Source organism: Achromobacter sp. (assembly GCF_032102605.1).
In the GTDB taxonomy this organism is placed as follows: domain Bacteria; phylum Pseudomonadota; class Gammaproteobacteria; order Burkholderiales; family Burkholderiaceae_B; genus Achromobacter.
Window position 1 is genome coordinate 1 of sequence record NZ_DAMDGT010000014.1, and the last position, 17,742, is coordinate 17,742.

15 protein-coding genes and 3 tRNA genes are annotated in these 17,742 nt (G+C 64.3%); 5 read left to right on the forward strand and 13 right to left on the reverse strand.

The annotated features are described in order from the left end of the window. Positions 1 to 109: 109 nt before the first annotated feature. The 7 genes from RT614_RS23665 to hisN all read right to left on the reverse strand — a co-directional run bounded on the left by RT614_RS23665 (position 110) and on the right by hisN (position 5,466). A tRNA-Thr gene (locus RT614_RS23665) sits at positions 110 to 184 on the reverse strand. Positions 185 to 196: 12 nt separating this feature from the next. After that, a tRNA-Gly gene (locus tag RT614_RS23670) sits at positions 197 to 270 on the reverse strand. Between the two features lie 147 nt (positions 271 to 417). Further along, positions 418 to 504 (reverse strand) — tRNA-Tyr (locus RT614_RS23675). Between the two features lie 113 nt (positions 505 to 617). Then, entirely contained in the window at positions 618 to 1,781 is a 1,164-nt protein-coding gene (locus tag RT614_RS23680) for an iron-containing alcohol dehydrogenase (protein ID WP_313624613.1), read from the reverse strand. A 24-nt stretch (positions 1,782 to 1,805) separates the two neighbouring features. After that, on the reverse strand, positions 1,806 to 3,194 hold the full coding sequence (locus RT614_RS23685) for an aldehyde dehydrogenase family protein (RefSeq protein WP_313624614.1): 1,389 nt from the start codon (positions 3,192 to 3,194) through the stop codon (positions 1,806 to 1,808). Positions 3,195 to 3,219: 25 nt separating this feature from the next. After that, a complete protein-coding gene (locus RT614_RS23690; RefSeq protein ID WP_313624615.1) occupies positions 3,220 to 4,605 on the reverse strand; it encodes a glutamine synthetase in 1,386 nt (461 codons plus the stop codon). A gap of 54 nt (positions 4,606 to 4,659) precedes the next feature. Beyond that, positions 4,660 to 5,466 (reverse strand): histidinol-phosphatase, encoded by an 807-nt coding sequence (gene hisN, locus RT614_RS23695; RefSeq protein ID WP_313624616.1) that lies wholly within the window; start codon positions 5,464 to 5,466, stop codon positions 4,660 to 4,662. Between the two features lie 199 nt (positions 5,467 to 5,665). Here hisN and RT614_RS23700 point away from each other — a divergent pair, with 199 nt between their 5' ends. Genes RT614_RS23700 through RT614_RS23715 form a run of 4 tightly spaced genes read left to right on the forward strand, consistent with a single transcriptional unit; the run spans position 5,666 to position 10,203 of the window. Further along, positions 5,666 to 6,673, forward strand: coding sequence for an ABC transporter substrate-binding protein (locus RT614_RS23700; RefSeq protein WP_313624617.1), 1,008 nt, complete (start codon positions 5,666 to 5,668; stop codon positions 6,671 to 6,673). Between the two features lie 34 nt (positions 6,674 to 6,707). Then, complete coding sequence (locus RT614_RS23705; protein ID WP_313624618.1) at positions 6,708 to 7,715, forward strand: ABC transporter ATP-binding protein; 1,008 nt, start codon at positions 6,708 to 6,710, stop codon at positions 7,713 to 7,715. A gap of 43 nt (positions 7,716 to 7,758) precedes the next feature. After that, positions 7,759 to 9,420 (forward strand): ABC transporter permease subunit, encoded by a 1,662-nt coding sequence (locus tag RT614_RS23710; protein WP_313624724.1) that lies wholly within the window; start codon positions 7,759 to 7,761, stop codon positions 9,418 to 9,420. Between the two features lie 21 nt (positions 9,421 to 9,441). Beyond that, positions 9,442 to 10,203 carry a DeoR/GlpR family DNA-binding transcription regulator gene (locus tag RT614_RS23715; RefSeq protein WP_313624619.1) on the forward strand — a complete coding sequence of 254 codons (762 nt, stop codon included), beginning with the start codon at positions 9,442 to 9,444 and terminating at the stop codon, positions 10,201 to 10,203. Positions 10,204 to 10,221: 18 nt separating this feature from the next. On the opposite strand, the gene RT614_RS23720 is transcribed toward RT614_RS23715, so the two are convergent. The 4 genes from RT614_RS23720 to RT614_RS23735 form a co-directional block, all read right to left on the reverse strand. Beyond that, the gene (locus tag RT614_RS23720) at positions 10,222 to 11,235 is read right to left on the reverse strand and encodes a Bug family tripartite tricarboxylate transporter substrate binding protein (protein ID WP_409558514.1); all 1,014 of its coding nucleotides are present in this window, start codon (positions 11,233 to 11,235) and stop codon (positions 10,222 to 10,224) included. Between the two features lie 154 nt (positions 11,236 to 11,389). After that, positions 11,390 to 12,985 (reverse strand): rhodanese-like domain-containing protein, encoded by a 1,596-nt coding sequence (locus RT614_RS23725; protein WP_313624725.1) that lies wholly within the window; start codon positions 12,983 to 12,985, stop codon positions 11,390 to 11,392. Beyond that, positions 12,985 to 14,178 carry a cystathionine beta-lyase gene (metC, locus tag RT614_RS23730; RefSeq protein ID WP_313624621.1) on the reverse strand — a complete coding sequence of 398 codons (1,194 nt, stop codon included), beginning with the start codon at positions 14,176 to 14,178 and terminating at the stop codon, positions 12,985 to 12,987. Before metC ends, RT614_RS23725 begins: the two co-directional genes overlap by 1 nt. 2 nt (positions 14,179 to 14,180) lie before the next feature. Then, entirely contained in the window at positions 14,181 to 14,768 is a 588-nt protein-coding gene (locus RT614_RS23735; RefSeq protein WP_313624622.1) for a cysteine dioxygenase family protein, read from the reverse strand. Between the two features lie 141 nt (positions 14,769 to 14,909). On the opposite strand from RT614_RS23735, the gene RT614_RS23740 reads away from it, so the two are divergent. Further along, positions 14,910 to 15,809: a LysR substrate-binding domain-containing protein gene (locus tag RT614_RS23740; protein WP_313624623.1), complete on the forward strand. Its 900-nt coding sequence runs from the start codon at positions 14,910 to 14,912 to the stop codon at positions 15,807 to 15,809. Here the strand turns inward: RT614_RS23740 and RT614_RS23745 are convergent. Together RT614_RS23745 and RT614_RS23750 are read right to left on the reverse strand one after the other, a co-directional pair. Continuing rightward, entirely contained in the window at positions 15,803 to 16,807 is a 1,005-nt protein-coding gene (locus RT614_RS23745) for an asparaginase (RefSeq protein ID WP_313624624.1), read from the reverse strand. The two genes, RT614_RS23740 and RT614_RS23745, sit on opposite strands and share 7 nt — an antisense overlap. Further along, complete coding sequence (locus tag RT614_RS23750; protein ID WP_313624625.1) at positions 16,800 to 17,720, reverse strand: ParB/RepB/Spo0J family partition protein; 921 nt, start codon at positions 17,718 to 17,720, stop codon at positions 16,800 to 16,802. Before RT614_RS23750 ends, RT614_RS23745 begins: the two co-directional genes overlap by 8 nt. Positions 17,721 to 17,742 lie beyond the last annotated feature (22 nt).

A 17,742-nucleotide genomic window follows, 5' to 3' on the forward strand; every position in this document is an offset into this window, starting at 1 on the left:
AATCGTACCCACGTTCACGTGCGGCTTGGTACGTTCAAACTTGCCTTTTGCCATGGCTGACTCCTGACCTGGATTGCGCTTCTGACTGAAGAAAAGAATTTGGAATTCGTGGTGCCCATGGCGCGGATCGAACGCGCGACCTCTCCCTTACCAAGGGAGTGCTCTACCACTGAGCCACATGGGCATTTAAAAATCTTGGAGCGGGTGAAGGGAATCGAACCCTCGTCGTAAGCTTGGAAGGCTTCTGCTCTACCATTGAGCTACACCCGCGGCAAACCCTTTCACCTTCTCTGTCCCAAACCTTTCAAATCCAAGGCTAAAGGAACCGTACCGCCTTCTTTGCGAAGGCCGCCTAGTTCCTCTAGGCCTTACATTGCAAATCCAGGCAAACCGCGCCTGGATTTAGGTATGGGTCTCTGGTGGAGGAGGTTGGATTCGAACCAACGTAGGCGCAAGGCCAACAGATTTACAGTCTGCCCCCTTTAACCACTCGGGCACCCCTCCAGCGGAGAACTTGAGATTATGAACACTTTCAAATCCGCTGTCAAACCATTCGGATGAAAAATTCAAAATTTCCGTTCCACCTCCGCCGCGTTTCCGCGCAGAGGGGGCGAAGCTTACAGGTTTCCGCGAATTGCTGCACGGAAAAGCTGAGAATATTTTTCGGCGGTGTAGTTGACGGGGTTGGTTCCGGCCGACGGATCCTCGCTTGCCATGCGCCCCACCCGCTCCGCCTGGGCGTCATCCAGACCGATTTCTGCCAGGGTGTGCGGGATGCCAACGGTCTGTCGCAGTGCCAGCACCCAATCCAGCACCGCGTCCGCCCCGGCTTGCGGCAATCCGAGGTAGCGCGCCAGCGCTTCCAGGCGCGGCGCCACGGCCTGCTGGTTGGCCTTGAGCACGTACGGCATGAGGATTGCGTTGAGCAGCCCGTGATGCGCGTCATAAAGCGCGCCTAGAGGATGCGCCAGTGCATGCATGGCGCCCAGCCCGCGCTGGAAAGCCGTGGCGCCCATGCTGGAGGCCACCAGCATCTGCTGGCGCGCCTGCAGGTCCGAGCCGTCGGCCACTGCCTGGGGCAGGTATTCCTTCACCAGGCGCATGCCTTCCAGGGCAATGCCCGCCGCCATGGGATGAAAGAACGGCGAGCAATAGGCTTCGAGGTTGTGCGAAAGCGCATCCATGCCGGTGGCCGCCGTGATTTTCGGGGGCAGTCCTACCGTCAGTTCGGCGTCCAGGATCACGATGGACGGCAGCATGCGCGCATGGAAGATGATGCGCTTGATCTGGGCCGATTCGTCGGTGATGACGGAGGCGCGCCCCACCTCGGATCCGGTGCCTGCGGTCGTTGGCACGGCCACCACGGGAGCCATGCCCGCGACGTTCACCCGCAGGTAGTTATCGCCTATGTCTTCGAAGTCCCAAAGCGGACGGCTCTGGCCTGCCATCAGGGCGATGGCCTTTGCGGCATCGAGCGCCGATCCCCCGCCAAATGCGATCACCCCATCGTGGCGCCCCCGCTTGAACGCCACCACCCCGTCTTCGACATTGCGGCCGGTCGGATTTCCCTTGATGTCATGGAACACGGCGCATTCCAGGCCAGCATCGCCGCAGGCTTTCACGGCGTTGGCGATCATCGGCAAGGCGGCGAGCCCCGGATCGGTGACGAGCAAAGGACGCGCCATGCCGAGTTCGCGGCAGCAGTCGGGCAGTTCCTTGACGCGGCCTGGGCCGGCCTTGATGGCGGTGGGGTAGTTCCAGTTGACGGAGGGCACGGACATGGTTTGGTTCCTGAAGGCGTGCGATCAGACGCTGCGCAAATGGAAAGATTTGGCGCGGGTGAGTTGCTCGTACCCGACGGCCGACAGCGACACTCCGCGCCCAGAGTTCTTGACACCCGTCCAGGCTAGCGCCGGATCCAGGTAATCGCAGCGATTCATGAAGACGGTGCCTGCCTGCAGCTGGCCGCCCACCTGCAAGGCCGCCTCTTCGTCCTGCGTGAACACGGCGGCAGTCAGGCCATAGGGGCTGTCGTTCATCAGCGCGACGGCCTGCTCGTCCGTGTCCACCGGCATGATGCCGACGACCGGCCCGAAGCATTCGTCATTCATGATGCGCATTCGGTGATCGACCTGGGTCAGCACGGCCGGCGCCACATAAGGCGAGCCTTCACTCGCTTCTCTAAAATGTGATGGATCAATCATGTTTCTCGCGCCGGCGTCCACGGCCTGCGATATGACGTCGCGTATTTCAGCGGCGGCTCGGGCGCGCACGACGGGCCCCAGCGTTGTCTCCGGCTGCAGGGGATTGCCCAGCACATAGCGATGGGTCAAGGCGACGGCGCGCACGACAAACTCTTCGTACAGGGAGCGCGCCACATAGATGCGCTGGATGCCGCAACACGATTGCCCCGAATTGAAGAAGGCGCCGTCCACCAGCGTATCCACCGCGACATCCAGCCTGGCGTCAGCGCGCACATAGGCCGGATCGTTGCCGCCGAGCTCGAGACCCACGCCGATGAACCGCCCGGCTGCGTTCTCTTCAACGACTCGGCCGCCGCGCACCGATCCCGTAAACGACACATAGCCGATCTCGGGCGCGCGCACCAACCGCTGTGCGATGTCGTGGCTGGCATGCAGGTACTGAAATACGCCCCTTGGCGCCCCCGCGTCGCGAAATGCGCGGTCGATGAGCTCCGCACACAAGGGCGTCTGGTCCGAATGCTTGAGGATGACGGCGTTGCCTGCCATCAACGCGGGCACGATGCTGTTCACGGCGGTCAGCAAAGGGTAGTTCCAGGGAGCGATCGTCAACGCCACGCCGATGGGCTCGCGGCTGATGAAGCGAGTGAACCCGGCCTGTTCGGGCGCGCGGATTGGCGCCAGGGCTTCGCCCGCGATCGCGATCATGTGGCGGGCGCGAGCTTCGAACCCGTCCACCTCCGACGGCGCGTATCGCAGAGGCCGCCCCATCTGGATGGTGATCGCGCGAGCGATCTCATCCTTGGCCGCCACGAAGCGGTCGACGGCGTCCGACACGATGCGCCCCCGCTCCTGGACGCCCAAGGCATGCCAGGCGGGCTGGGCGGCCTGCGCATTGGCCAAGGCCAGCGCAACCTGCGCTTCGGTGGCATAGGCTCGGCGGACGACTTCGCGTCCGTCGATCGGGCTGATGGTGATCAGTTCATCGGTCATGGTGGTTTGGCGCGGGGTTGGACGATCAGATGATTTCAAAGTAGCGCGCCAGCTCCCAATCGGTCACGTGGCGACGGAACTGCCGCTCTTCCCACTCGCGCGTTGCGGCGTAGTGGTCGACGAAGGCGTCTCCAAACAGAAGACGCGCGGCTTCGGATCCGCGCAGGCGCTGCGCGGCCTCCCACAGCGTTGCGGGCAGATGCAGGTGCGCGGGAAATTGCTGGGTGTAGGCATTGCCCTGCACCATCGGATCCGGAGAAAGCCCCTGCTCGATTCCGTAGAGTCCCGATGCCAGCGCCGCCGACAGCGCCAGGTAGGGATTGGCGTCAGCCGACCCGATGCGCACCTCCACGCGCTGCGATTTGTCGCTGCCCGGGATGAGGCGCAGAGCCGTCGTCCGATTTTCCATGCCCCAGGTCGCGTCCAGCGGCGCCCAGTACCCGGGCACCAGGCGCGAATAGCTGTTGATGGTTTGCGCATACAGCGCCATGAACTCGGGCAGGTAGCGCTGCACGCCGGCCATGAAGGACGCCTGCGTGGCGCTGATGCCGTGCGGTTGGGACTCGTCGTAGAAGGCGGAACGGCCGGTCTTGCGGTCGCGCAGCGACAGGTGGATATGGCCGCTCTGCCCCGGATGGTCGTGCGACCACTTGGCCATGAAGGTGGCCATCAGTCCGTTCTGCTGCGCCAGCGCCTTGGCGAAAGTCTTGAATAGAAAGGCCTTGTCGCCCGCAGCGGCGGCAAGGTCCACGGCGATCGCTGCCTCCAGGACGCCGGGGCCGGTCTCGGTATGCAGGCCCTCGATCGGCATGTCCATGCGTTCGCACATATCGAGCAGCTTGCGATAGAAGTCGCCCTCGACCGTGCTGCGCAGCACGGAATAGCCGAAATTGCCGGGCGTCCAGTTCTCCATGTTGCGGTAGTTTTTCGCGCGGACGGAGTGCGGCGTCTCGCGGAACATGAAGAACTCGTACTCCAACGCCGCATAGGCGTCATAACCCATGCCGGCGGCGCGATCGATCACCCGGTGCAGCAGGCGGCGCGGACAGATCGCGCTGGCGTCCCCTTCGAATTCCGCCAGGAACAGCAACATGTCTTCGCCGCCAGGGCCCTGCTCCAGCGGAAGCCGGCGCGCGCTCTGCGGCACGATCCTCATTTGCGCATCGGGGTATGCGGTGTGCCAGCCGGTGTACTTGGTGTTGTCGTAGAGCTGGTCGTCGAGATCCCAGCCCAACACCACGTCGCAGAATGCGAGGCCCGAGCGCAGGGCGCCCAGAAACTTGTCGCGCCGCAGGTATTTTCCGAGCATGACGCCGTCCACGTCGGACAATCCCACCTTGATATGCGAAAGCGGGCTGGACTGCACCAGACGCTCCGCATCTTCCACCGTTGCTACCCCTAGTGCATGCATGCTTGTTCACCTTATGGCTGAAGCGTTGCGTTGAACTGCGGGTGGGCGCGCCAATCAAGCCACGGCCGCTCCCAGCACCCGCATCGCCTGGCGATGCAGCTGCGGTGTGGCGGCGGCGATCACGCGGCCCTGCGATCCGAGGCCGAGCGGCTGCCCGGCCCAATCCGTGATGACGCCGCCCGCGCCTTCGATGACGGGCATCAGGGCCAGATAGTCATACGGCTGCAGGCCGGACTCCACGACGAGGTCGACATGGCCGCTGGCCAGCAAGCCATAGCTGTAGCAGTCGCCACCGTAGCGGCGCATGCGCGCGGCGGCGGTCAGCGCGTCAAAGGCGGCAAGCTCGCTGCCGCTGAAGATATCCGGAGACGTGGCGTAAAGAATGGCGTTGCGCAACTCGGAACACGTTGCGGCCTTGCACGCTTGTCCGTTTAGCCGTGTGGGCGCATTGCCCACCCCGATCCAGCGTTCGTCCAGCATGGGAATATCGATGAGGCCCAGCACGGGCCGCCCCCGGTGGAGCAAGGCGAGCAACGTGCCCCAAAGCGGATTGCCGGATATGAAGGCGCGCGTGCCGTCGATTGGGTCCAGCGACCACACGAATTCGGCTTCGGCATGGGACGCGCCGAACTCTTCACCGAAGATTCCGTGGTCGGGATGATGCTGCGCGATGGCGTCGCGCAGGGCGGCCTCGACTTCCCTGTCGGCCTGAGTGACGGGGCTTTCGTCGGCTTTGGTGTCGACGGCAAGTTCATGCCGGAACCACTTGCGCGACAACGGCCGGACCAGATCCGCCAGCGACTGGGCGAAGGAGGAGAACGCCGCCAGCTGCGGCGCGGACAAGCTAGAGGAAGCCTGCATCGATGTCCCCTCCCGGATCGGCGAAGGCGGGATGACTACGCCAAAAAAACGCCTGCATGCACGTTTGCCCCAGTCTAGACACGTTGCCACAAATTTGCAAACATGCTCAAAACTACAACCTCGCGCGACCCATGCGCGAGTCGCTTTCCGCATATCTGGCTTGCCACCGTTGCCGTGTATTCCCAACCGGAGTCCCATCATGCAATGTATGAAGAAGCTCAGTCTTGTGGTTGCAGTAATTTCCCTAGGTTATGCACAGGCCCACGCCGGCGCCATCACTGTCTACACCGCGCTGGAAGAAGATGAGATCGCGGCCTATCTGAAAGCAGCCAATGCGGCCATGCCCGATGTGAAGGTCAATGTGCTGCGATTGTCGACCGGCGACCTTGGCGCGCGCCTCATCGCCGAGGCCGCGAATCCGCAGCAGGACGTCATCTGGGGTTTCGCAGTCAGCAACATGCTGGACCCACGCCTGCAGAACCTGCTTGCGCCGTACGCCGCCAAGGGCATGAACGCCCTGCCCGCCCAATATCGCGGCGCGGACGACAAATGGTTTGCCGCCACGGGCTACGTCGCCGCCTTCTGTGTGAACACGGACAGGTTGAAGTCGAAGAATCTTCCGATGCCGACCTCTTGGGAAGACCTGACCAAGCCCGAATACAAGGGCGAAATAGTTATCCCCAGCCCTGCAGCGTCGGGCACCGGTTATCTCCAGATCGTGGCGCTGTTGCAGGGCCTGGGCCAGGAGAAGGGATGGGCGCTTCTGAAGGACCTGGACAAGAACGTGGCGCAATACACCCCGTCGGGATCGCGGCCCTGCAAGATGGCGCGCGCCGGTGAATACGCGATCGGCGTGTCGTTCGCTTTCCCCGCCATGCAATCCATCGAAGAAGGCTACCCCATCAAGATGGTGATCCCGTCCAAATGGGTGGGTTATGAGCTGGAAGCCTCGGGCCTGATGAAGACCGCGAAGAATCCCGAGGACGCCAAGCGCTTCCTGGACTGGACGCTATCGGCGCAGGCGGGCGGCCTGTACAGCAAGTACAAGGAGCTGGTCACCCTGCCCGGCTCCGCCCCCAACAAGGCCGCGGAAGCCGCCGGTCTGCCCAAGGACCTGACGGCCGTGCTGTACCCCGTGGATTTTCAGAAGTCCGCCGCCGAACGCGACGCCACGATCAAAACGTGGCAGAACACCATCAAGCGTTGATGTCGGCGGCAGGCGCCTGATACCGGGAGACGCCATGTATCTGGAATTGCGAGGGATACGAAAGACCTTCGATGGCGCCGTCGCGCTGGACGGCATCGACCTGTCGGTGGGGGAACACGAATTCGTCTGCCTGCTGGGTCCTAGCGGTTGCGGCAAGACCACCCTGCTGCGTGTGGTGGCGGGCCTCTTGCCGTTCGATGAAGGCGTCCTTACGCTGGGCGGCCGCGACCTGAGCGCGGTGCCCGCGCGAAAGCGCGGCTTCGGCATCGTGTTCCAGTCCTATTCGCTCTTTCCGAACATGACGGTGGCGGAGAACGTGGGATATGGCCTGCGCATACGCGGCGAAGCGAGCGAGCGCATCGCCACCCGCGTCCAGGAACTGCTGGCGCTGATCAAGCTGCCCGGATTCGCCCAACGTTATCCCCACCAGCTTTCCGGCGGACAGCAACAACGCGTCGCCCTGGCGCGGGCGCTTGCCGTGGACCCGGCGCTGATCCTGCTGGACGAGCCGCTATCCGCGCTGGACGCCAAGGTGCGCACGGAAATGCGCGCCGAAATCCACGACGTGCAGCGGCGGCTGAAAATTCCCACGATCATGGTGACGCACGACCAGGAAGAGGCGCTCACACTGGCCGACAAGATCGTCTGCATGAACGACGGGCGCATCGAGCAGGTGGGATCGCCGTCCGACTTGTACCTGAAGCCGCGCACGCGCTTCGTGGCGACGTTTGTGGGTCTGTGCAACCTGCTGCCAACCGACTGGGTGCGCGAAGCCATGCCGGAACTGCTGGCCTCCAGGCCGGACGGAGCCAGCGAGCGCTACGACGCCTGCCTGCGACCGGAAAACCTGCGTGTTGCGGCCGATGCGCAAGGCGCAGGCCGCGTGCAGGACCTGAGCTTCATGGGCAACCTCACACGCTTGCGCGTGGCCTGGAAGGGCCGCGAACTGACGGTGGAGCAACGTGGCGCCACGGGTCTGTCGCGCGGCGCGCCGGTAAGCCTGGCCCTGGAGCCCGGGCAATGCGCGTGGGTCAGCACATGAACACGCGGACAGGAGCGGCTGCGTGAGCGGCGCGAATGCAAGCATGCCGCTTGCCGCGCCGGCAGGCCGCGCCCCCTGGTCGGCGGACCGACTGCTGCTCTGGACGTGCGTCGCCATTCCCCTGGCGGGGCTGGCGCTGTTCTTCCTGTATCCGCTGGCCACCGTGGCGTGGCGCAGTCTGATTCAAAAGGATGGCGCCATTGGCTGGGACAACTATGCCGAGGTTTTTGCCACGCGCGGCATCCTGACGGCCACGCTGAACAGCCTGGTCATGAGCGCGTCGACCACCGTGATCAGCATTGGACTGGGTTTCTTCATCGCCTACGGCCTGGACCGCAGCTGCATGCGGGGCAAGACCATAGTGCAATTCGCGCTGGTGTTGCCGCTGCTGGCGCCGTCACTGGTGCAGGGGCTGGGGCTGATCTTTCTCCTGGGCCGCAATGGGCTGGTGCATCGCTGGACCGGATGGGACATCGATATCTACGGCTTCTGGGGGCTGCTGATCTCCAACGTGTTCTACGCCCTGCCCCAGGCGGTTCTGATCCTGCAGGCGGCGCTGCGCAACATGGACGCCCGCTACTACGACGCAGCCGAAGTCATGGGAGCTTCGGGCCCCCGGCAGTTCTTCGACATCACGCTGCCCAACTGCAAATTCGGCCTGCTCAGCGCGGCGTTCGTCGTGTTCGTCATCACGATCACCGACTTCGGCAATGCGGCGGTGATTGGCGGCAACTACCGCGTGCTTGCCACCGAAATCTACAGCCAGGTGTCTGGCCAGATGAACTTCGGGATGGGATCGGTGGTGGGTATCCTGCTGCTCCTGCCTTCGCTGATTTCGGTGCAGATCGAGCGCGTGGCCTCGCAACGCCAGTTCGGGTCAACAGCCGCCGGCGCCCTGCCGGTGACGCCGCAGCCCTCGGCGGCACGTGATTTGGCGTTTGGCGCGGGGGTGCTGGCGGCCGTTGGCATGATCATCCTCACTGTCGGCACCGTCGTCTTCGCCAGCTTCATGCGGCTGTGGCCCTACCGCATGGAATGGACGCTGAAGCACTACGACATCACGGTCAGCGGGGGCTACACGCCACTGTGGACATCGCTGTACCTGTCGCTTGCGGCGGCTGGCGGCGGCGTGTTGCTGTTGTTCTTTCTTTCGTTCGGCGTATGCCGGATTTCGCGCGCCTGGGCCAAGCTGATCTACATGGTGTCGGTGCTGCCGGTCGGCGTGCCGGGCCTGGTGCTTGGCCTGGCGTATATCTTTGCGTTCAATGCGCCGGACAACCCGCTGTACGTGCTGTATGGCAGCGCGGCATTGATCGCCCTGTGCAACTTCTACCACTACCACACGCAGGGATTCCTGACGATGATGACCGGCATGCGCGCCGTGCCGCAGGCCCTGGAAGAAGCCGTGAGCTGCATCGGTGGCGGCACGCTGCACGTGTTGCGCGACGCTGTGCTGCCGTACATCGCACCGACCGTGCTGGGCGTGTTCTTCTTTCTGTTCATGCGCTCGATGGTGACGCTGTCAGCGGTGATATTCCTGGTGACGCCATCGGTCAGCGTGGCGCCGGTATCCGTGCTGCGACTGGACGAGGCCGGCTTCGTGTCACAAGCCGCGGCCTATTCAACCCTTATCATGCTGGTCGTGGGGGGCTCCCTGCTGGTGATGCGAGCGCTGATAACAGCGGTCGCGCGCCGGCGGGCATAGATAGAACAGGAAGCATCGGATATGTGGCAAGAAGAGCGGCATCAAAGAATCCGCGCCCTGCTGTCTTCATTGCAGCAGGTATCGACCGACCGCATCGTCGGCGAGCTCGGGGTTTCCCGGGAAACCGTACGGCGCGATCTGCTGGAACTCGAAGCGCTGGGCGAATTGCGCCGCGTGCACGGCGGCGCCGTTCCCGTGCATAACGAACCGCCCATCGCCGAACGCGTGCATACCCGCGTGAAGTACAAGCGCGCGATAGCCCGCGCGGCCGCGGGCCTCGTCGCCAGCGGCCAGACGCTGTTCCTGGACGCCGGCAGCACGACGAGCGTGTTGGCCGATGAGCTCGCCAAGCTGTCCGGCCTGACGATCATCACGAATTCGTTCGACGTGGCCCTGAAGGTCGGCGCGGCCGGCAACGGCGCCAACCAGCTCATCATGCTGGGCGGATCGGTGGGCGGCCCGGTTTGCGCCACGGCCGGCGACATCACCGTTGCCGAAATCCACCGCTACCGCGCCGATCTGGCGCTTTTGTCACCCGTGGGCGTCGATGTGGACTGCGGCGCCACCAATTACGACCTGCGCGAGGCCGAGGTGGCGCGTGCGATGGCGGCCAACGCCAAGCAACTGGTGTTGCTGGCTGACTTCAGCAAGATTGGTCTTTGCAGCCGCGTTTCGTATTGCAGCGCTGACCGCATCGACCACCTGGTCACCAACGGCAGCGCGCAGAAGTCGCCGGCCTATGCGGCGTTGAAGTCGGCCGTGGGCAACACGCTGGCGGTGTGACCTCGGCCGGATCCGCGCTCAATCCAGCGAGACGCCTGCCGTCTTGACCATCTCGGCCCAGTACGCGGTGTCCTTCTGCAGACGCGTCTTGAACGCTGCGGGCGCACTACCCACCGGCTGGCTTCCGCCGCTGTTGATCTTGGCGATGACGGCGGGCGACTTCATGGCCCGGTCAACGGCCTGGGCCAGATAGGCGACTCGATCCGGCGGCGTCCCGGCCGGCGCGAACAAGCCGTACCAGTCGTCCGCGGTAATGCCATCCATGCCGGCCTGCTGCAAAGTGGGCGCGCTCTTGAAGACGCCCACACCGTCTCCATGGCTCATCGCGAGGATGCGCAGCTTGCCCGCCGCCACCATGGGTTCCGCCGACGCTGGCGAAGTAATCAACATGTCCACCGTTCCGCCCATCAGGTCCGTGATGGCGGGAGCCGCGCCGCGGTATGGCACGTGCACCAGCTTGACGTTTGCCTTCTGCGAGACCAGCGCGCCCATCAGGTGGCTCATGGTGCCGTTGCCGGGCGTCGCATAGGTGATGACGCCGGGTTGCTTGCGCGCGGCCGCCAGATAATCTTCCAATGTCTTGTACGGGCCCTCGCCGCGCGACACGAGGACAAGAGGCGCCGACGTGATCTGCGAGATCGGGACGAAATCCTTCAAGGGATCGAAACCTACGTTCTTGTACAAGCGCGGATTGACAGCCATGACGCTGGTCTGCGACATCACGAGGGTGTAGCCGTCGGGTTTGGCGCGCGACACCTGCGCCGTGCCCACATTGCCGCCCGCGCCCGAGCGGTTTTCAACGACGACGCTCTGTCCGGTGATGGTCCCGAGCTCTTGCGCAATCAGACGCGCCACGCCGTCGTTGCCGCCGCCCGGCGGGAACGGCGAGACCACGGTAATGGCCTGCTTCGGATAGTCAGCCAGCGGCGCAGGCGTCTGTGCCTGCGCCGCTGTTCCAAACATCAGAGCGGCTGACACTGCGGCGGTCGTCACCGCGGCGGCTCTGCAAGCGTGCAATGCGTAATGCTTCATCTGGATTTCCCCTTGGTATGGCGGCCGGATACTCGGCCGTCCTTTGCAATCCGGTTCGCCATGAACCGTCCGCACCCCGCCGGCATCGGCCGTCGGGGCGTAAAGATCAGGTTGAAGCGTCTGTCAGGCCGCGGGCAGCGCCGCAGCCGCGTCGTCAGCCGACAGGAAACCGGTACGCCGCGCGTTCCCGCTCGTCGATCTGCTTGACCAGGTTGGTTTCCCACGCCAGGTACTGGCGCGCGGCGGCCTTGTTGCCGTCGTGGCGGTCGTGGACGAAAAACAGGTAATCGATGCAATCGGCGTCGGCCGGTTCGGCGGGCGTCGATTCCAGCGCGATCCCGTGCGCCGACCAACTTTCGGGCGTGCCCGTGTTCATCTTGACGTCCGTGACGCCCGACGCGCGCAAGTCGCCGGCCGCCCAGGCGGCCGGCGCCGCATCTTCCGCAAGAAGCACCACTGGCCGCGCTGCGTCGAGCGCCAGGCGATTCAGGCGCGGGCGAACAGACCAGCGCGCACCGGCGATATGGCAGGCCCGGAAACGCATGCTGGGGCGGATATCCACGAGCTGCGCGCCTTGCGCAAGCGCGCGCGCCAGATCGGCGTCGGAGAGCGTCTCGACCTGCGGCGCATGCGTGACGCGCGCCATGTGCGGCAGCGCAGCGCGCACGCCTTCTTGCAGGGTATGGGCGTCCCAACCCATCTGCCTGAGCCAGCTGGCCACGACGGGTGCGCGTACGCCTTCGCCATCGAACACCACGATGCGCGCAGCACGAACCGCCACGTATTGGTCCGTTGCCTGGATCAGCTGCCCGCCCGGCGCGTGCTGCGCGCCTGGCAGCGAACCATCGGCGAACTCTTCGGCACTGCGCACGTCGCACAGAAACGTGGTGCGCAGGGGGTCCTGGAGCCAGGTTTCGAGCTCTTCGGCGCCAATGGCTGGCACGCCATGGCGCTGGGCCAGTTTCGCGGAGCGCTGCGCCAGCGCGGGGACGTCTTCCTTTGCGACATTCTCGGGATAGCGGCGTCGCGCCCCGTGCTCCAGCTGCAAGTCTTCCAGGTACCAGCCCTGCGTGCCATTTTCCAGCGCATAGACAGGATTGGGCACGCCCAGGTTGATGAGCGTCTGCGCGCCGATGATGCTGCGAGTGCGGCCCGCGCAATTGACCACGATGGTCGTGTCCGGGCGAGCCGCCAGCGTGTGGGCGCGCAGCGCCAGTTCGCCGTTGGGGCAGCAGATGCCGCCCGGGATGCTCATCTTCTGGTATTCGGTGAAGGGCCGGCCGTCCAGAATGATCAGATCGTCGCCCCGCTGCTGGCGTTCGGCGAGCTCACGTGCGCCGATGCGCGGCGTGTGGAAAACCTCTTCGGCCAGTTCACCGAACGTCTTGCTGGGCACATTCACGCCGGCAAATACCGCGTATCCGTCCCGCTGCCATTGAGCGAGGCCGCCGGCCAGGCAATGCACGTGTTCATAGCCCAGCGCGGCAAGCGCACGCGCCGCGCGGACCGCCGTATCGTCCGCGCCGCCATTGTCGTAGACGACGGTGCGCACGCTGCGGCGCGGCGCCAGGCGCACGACGTCGACCTCCAGCCTGCTGTAGGGCACGGGAGCCGCGTAGAAGAGGTGCGATTCGCCGTATTGGCCATGCTCGCGCACGTCCAGCAACGCGATTTCCCGGCCATCGTGCAGCCATTGCTTGAGGGTGTGCGAATCAACGTCGGCTTGGTTTTGGTCGTTATGGGACAGCATCATGAGATTCGGAGCGAGCGTAGGGGTTGAGACATCGCGGCCAGGCCACGTTCTAGGTCGGCGATCAGGTCCTCGGGATCTTCCAGGCCGACATGCAGGCGCAACATGGGGCCGCGCGCTTCGTTGCCGGGCAGCGAGCGAGACGACTGCAAGGAGACCGGAATCACCAGGCTTTCGAAGCCTCCCCACGATGCGCCGATGCCAAAGAGCTGGAGGCTGTCGATCATGCGTTCGGCATCGTCGGCCGAGCAGGCGTCGGACAGTTCGATGGTCAGCAGGCCATTGGCGCCGCGAAAGTCTCGCCGCCATATTTCGTGCGAGGGATCGCCGGGCAAGGCGGGACAAAGCACGCGCGCGACCTCGGTCCGCGATTGCAGGTATTGGGCCACCCGCATGGCGCTGCGGGCGTGCTGCGCCATGCGCAGCGGCAGCGTGCGCATGCCACGCAACACCAGGAACGCATCGTCTGCGCCCACGGTCTGGCCGAAGTCGATCGTCGCGCGTTCAAGCGCGCGCCAGGCGCGTGCATTCGTAATGACTGCTCCCATCATGACGTCGGCGTGCCCGCCCAGGTATTTGGTGGCCGCGAGAATGGAGATATCGGCGCCGAGCGAGAGAGGCTTATGCAGCAATCCGGACGCCCACGTGTTGTCCACAGCCAGCCAGCAATCGTGTTTGCGCGCAGTTGTGGATAACTTGGAGAGGTCCGGCATCTCGTAGGTCAACGATCCCGGCGACTCGGCGTAGATCATCCGGGTGTTGGGCCGAATCAGCGATTCGATGCCGACGCCATCGGGCCGGTAATACGTATGCTCGATCCCCAGGCGCGCCAGATGTTCCGAGCAGAACCTGCGCACCGGTTCATAGACGGCATCGGTCAGCAGGACATGGTCGCCGGCGCGCAGATAGGCAAGCAACACGGTCGCGATCGCGGCTTGGCCTGTGGGATACAGCTTGGCGCGAAAACCCTCTTCCAGTTCCACCAACGCGTCTTCTAGCGCGTGCGTGCTGTCGGTGCCGCGGGCGCCATAGGACGGCAACCGCTCTTCTTCGCGGCGCGCCCGCGTTTCGCGCCACGCCTGCACGCTGCCGAACACATAGGTGCTGGCGCGCGAGACGGGGGTGTTGACCCATCCTTCATGGGGACGCCCCGCACGCAGCAGGCGTGTCGTGGACCGATAGGGCTTGCTCATGATCAGCGCCGCGTCTGCACGCCGATGGGCATGATCTTGCACGTGCCGGCCTCGAGGTCGAAGCCCAGGCGCTCGTTCAGCGTTTCCAGCGCGCGTCCGTACATGTGGAGATGACGGATGACGCTGTCGCCCTGAATCTCCACGGCGTGGATGTCGTCGGGCATCAGCGCAATGCCGGCGCCGGGGCCCACGACAACGGTGCCCGTCTGTTCCAGCTTGCCCACGCCGGGCACGGAGCCATCGTCGACGCGGTCATAGACGTAATTGTGTTCGACGCCCTCCACTGCCGCGATACAGGCCCACGTCGTGTGATTGTGGGGCACGATCTTCTTGCCCGGGCGCATCACGTTCAAGTAAAGCGCATAGCTTTTGTCGGAATCTTCGGCGATGAGGTAGCGCGCCTGACGCTCGTCGCCTTCGGGCGCCGGATAACGGTCTGCGCTCCACCATTCGGTGTTGCCCGCGAGCGCCACCAGGTCATCTAGCACTGCCTGCAGGCTGTCGCGGGTCAGGCCCTTATTTCCTACAGTTTTTTTAATATTTTCAACCGTGCTGTCGATGCCGGATTGGTGGGGGTGTGCGGTGCTCACGTTGATTTTCCCTCTTGCTGGATGAGTTATTGCAATCACTGTATCGCCCGACGTACCCTCCAAACAATTTAAATTGCCTTAACATTCCATTAGCGATGCTAATGTGTCGGGTTATCCCTGAACTCCCAGACTTAAAACCAAATGCGCAATCTCGACCTGGATCTACTCCGCACGCTGACAGCGATCGCGCAGCATGACACGTTCTCGGAAGCCGCCAATCGGCTTCACAAGACGCAGTCGGCAATTACCCAACAGATGCAGCGGCTCGAATCCATGATCGGTTTGCCGCTGTTCGAAAAACAGGGGCGCAACAAGCTGTTGTCATCGCATGGCCGACGGCTGGTCGAGTACGCCCGGCACATGCTGGCCATCAACGACGAAGCGCTGCGCGCCTTGCAGGACGGCCCACTTGAGGGAGATCTAAGATTGGGCGCGCCGCTCGACGTGGCGGACACGATCCTGCCCACCTTGTTGACGCATATCGCCCGGGTCGCGCCGCGGGTGAAGCTGGAGATCCGCGTGGATCGCAGCCCGTTCCTGATGGATGCGTTGCGCGCCGGTGAAATCGACCTGACGATTTCGACGCGCTTCGACCAGGATTTCGAGGGCGTAGCCCTTCGCACGTCGCCGACCGTCTGGCTGGCTTCAGCGGACTATGTTCATGATGCGCATGCGCCGGTGCCGCTGGTGCTGGCGGATGATCCCAGCATCTTCCGCCGCCTGGCGCTCAATGCGTTGGAACAGGCGCGAGTGCGCTGGCACACGAACTACGTGGCGCCCAACCTGGTGGGGATTAAAGCCGCGTTGCGCGCCGGCCTGGGCGTGACGGCGCGCAGTGTGGAACTGCTGGGACCTGAAATGCGGGTGCTTGGGGAAAAGGAAGGACTGCCGCCCCTGCCGGATGTGACCTATTTCCTGTGGATAAGGCGTGATCTGATCAATCCGCTGACACGGCAGGTGTACGACATGCTGAAGACCAACCTGGGGCTGGCGCAACAGGCCGACGCCACGGCGCAGCCCGTGAGGCCGGGCGCTCAGTAACGGTCGAAGATCTGTTGCAGCGCGACGGGGTCGCGCGTGATCGTCAGCGCCAGCATCAGCAGGATGCGGGCCTTTTGCGGGTTCAGATCGCGCGCGGCGACAAAACCCTGGTCGGAGTCGTCGATTTCGACATTCGGCGCGACCAAGCCGCTGCCGGTGCGGCTGGAGCGCACGACCGCGACGCCGTCATCGGCAGCGCGGCGCAGGCCTTCAATGGCGAGGTCGGTGGCATTGCCGTCGCCCACGCCGGCAAGGACGATTCCATCGGCCGCGCTGGCCAGGAAATCGATCAGGTCGGCCTGCAGGTTGGCGTGCGCGTAGACGATGTCCACACGTGGCCATCCAGCCTTTTCCAGCAATGCGAGTGAAAACTCGCTTTGCGAGCCGTGCGTGGTGGCGTTGCGGGAATAGAAGCATGGCGCGCCGCCGTGCATGACGCCCGCGCGGCCGCGATTGGGCGATGCGAACGCGCACAGGCCGGCGCTGGCGACCTTCTGGATTTCGCGTGCATAGTGCACGTCTTCGTTCATGACGACCAGCGGCCCGCGACCGCGCGCGTCAGGATGAAGGGCGAGCGCGACCGCGTTGTAGAGATTGGCCGGGCCTTCTGCGCCCAGCGCCGTCGCCGGCCGCATGGCGCCTACCAAAACCACGGCCTTGTCGTGACGGTTCACCAGGCTGAGGAAATAGGCGGTTTCCTCGAGCGTATCCGTGCCGTGGGTAATGACGATGCCCGCCACCGACGCGTCCTGGCACAGGGCATCGACACGCGCCGCGAGCGCGCGCCATACGTCATGCGTCATGTTCTGGCTGCCGACATTGGCAACCTGCTCGGCGCGGATATCGGCGATGCCGGCCAGTTGCGGCACCGCCGCAAGCAGGTCGTTCACCGAAAATGCGCCGGCCTTGTATCCCGCAGCGGTGGCATCGGCTTGGGCGCCAGCAATCGTTCCGCCCGTAGCCAGCACCGCAATGACGGGCAAGGCGCGCTCAGGCATCCACGGCTCCGGACAGGCCTTGGCGTTCCAGCAGCGAATTCAGGTGCTCCCAGCCATGAAAATCGATGACGATCTGTCCCTTTTCCTTGGCCCCTACCTTCAGGGCGACGCGGGTGCCGAGATGGTCGGAAAGCGCTTCTTCGAGTCGAGTCAGATCGCGTGATACGCCGTTGGCTTTTTTCTTGGGCTGTGCCGACGCTTCGGCTTCCTTCGCGGTCTTGGCGACGAGCTTTTCGGCCTCGCGCACCGACAGACGGCGCGCGATGATCTGGTTCGCAAGCTGGATCTGCGTGGCCGCGTCGACGGCGAGCAGCGCGCGCGCGTGACCCATGTCCACGTCACCCGCCAGCAGCATGGTCTGGACGGGCGCAGCCAGGTTCATAAGACGAAGCAAGTTGCTGGTGGCCGACCGCGAACGGCCGATCGCCTGGGCGGCTTGTTCGTGCGTCAGGCCGAATTCGTCGAGCAGACGGCGAACGCCGTGCGCTTCTTCCAGGGGATTCAGGTCTTCGCGCTGGATGTTTTCGATCAGCGCCATCACGGCCGCGTTCTCGTCGGCCACTTCACGCACCAGCACAGGCACTTCTTTCAGGCCTGCCAGTTGCGCAGCGCGGAAACGCCGCTCGCCCGCGATGATTTCATAGTGGCCAGGCGCGGCCTCGCCAAGCGCGCGCACCAGAATGGGCTGCATGATGCCCTGTGTGCGGATCGATTCGGCCAATTCACCCAGGGCGCCCTCGTCCATGCGCGTGCGCGGCTGATACTTGCCGGCGCGCATTTTCGAGATGGGCAGGGTGGACGGGGGACCCTCGGGCTTGGCCGCGGCCTTGCCGATGTTGTCGATGGCAGGCGCGTCGGCGCCCAGCAAGGCGTCCAGTCCGCGACCCAATCCCTTGGGTTTCTTGGTGGCCATAATTAAATCCTCTTTCCTTCTG

Excerpts from the sequence above, each read along its gene's own strand:
- RT614_RS23690 (WP_313624615.1), bottom strand. The coding sequence starts at position 4,605 with ATGCATGCACTAGGGGTAGCAACGGTGGAAGATGCGGAGCGTCTGGTG.
- RT614_RS23725 (WP_313624725.1), bottom strand. The coding sequence starts at position 12,985 with ATGCTGTCCCATAACGACCAAAACCAAGCCGACGTTGATTCGCACACC.
- RT614_RS23750 (WP_313624625.1), bottom strand. The coding sequence starts at position 17,720 with ATGGCCACCAAGAAACCCAAGGGATTGGGTCGCGGACTGGACGCCTTG.
- RT614_RS23680 (WP_313624613.1), bottom strand. The coding sequence starts at position 1,781 with ATGTCCGTGCCCTCCGTCAACTGGAACTACCCCACCGCCATCAAGGCC.
- RT614_RS23705 (WP_313624618.1), top strand. The coding sequence starts at position 6,708 with ATGTATCTGGAATTGCGAGGGATACGAAAGACCTTCGATGGCGCCGTC.
- RT614_RS23685 (WP_313624614.1), bottom strand. The coding sequence starts at position 3,194 with ATGACCGATGAACTGATCACCATCAGCCCGATCGACGGACGCGAAGTC.
- RT614_RS23745 (WP_313624624.1), bottom strand. The coding sequence starts at position 16,807 with ATGCCTGAGCGCGCCTTGCCCGTCATTGCGGTGCTGGCTACGGGCGGA.
- RT614_RS23720 (WP_409558514.1), bottom strand. The coding sequence starts at position 11,235 with ATGAAGCATTACGCATTGCACGCTTGCAGAGCCGCCGCGGTGACGACC.
- RT614_RS23740 (WP_313624623.1), top strand. The coding sequence starts at position 14,910 with ATGCGCAATCTCGACCTGGATCTACTCCGCACGCTGACAGCGATCGCG.
- RT614_RS23715 (WP_313624619.1), top strand. The coding sequence starts at position 9,442 with ATGTGGCAAGAAGAGCGGCATCAAAGAATCCGCGCCCTGCTGTCTTCA.
- hisN (WP_313624616.1), bottom strand. The coding sequence starts at position 5,466 with ATGCAGGCTTCCTCTAGCTTGTCCGCGCCGCAGCTGGCGGCGTTCTCC.
- RT614_RS23700 (WP_313624617.1), top strand. The coding sequence starts at position 5,666 with ATGCAATGTATGAAGAAGCTCAGTCTTGTGGTTGCAGTAATTTCCCTA.
- RT614_RS23710 (WP_313624724.1), top strand. The coding sequence starts at position 7,759 with ATGCCGCTTGCCGCGCCGGCAGGCCGCGCCCCCTGGTCGGCGGACCGA.
- metC (WP_313624621.1), bottom strand. The coding sequence starts at position 14,178 with ATGAGCAAGCCCTATCGGTCCACGACACGCCTGCTGCGTGCGGGGCGT.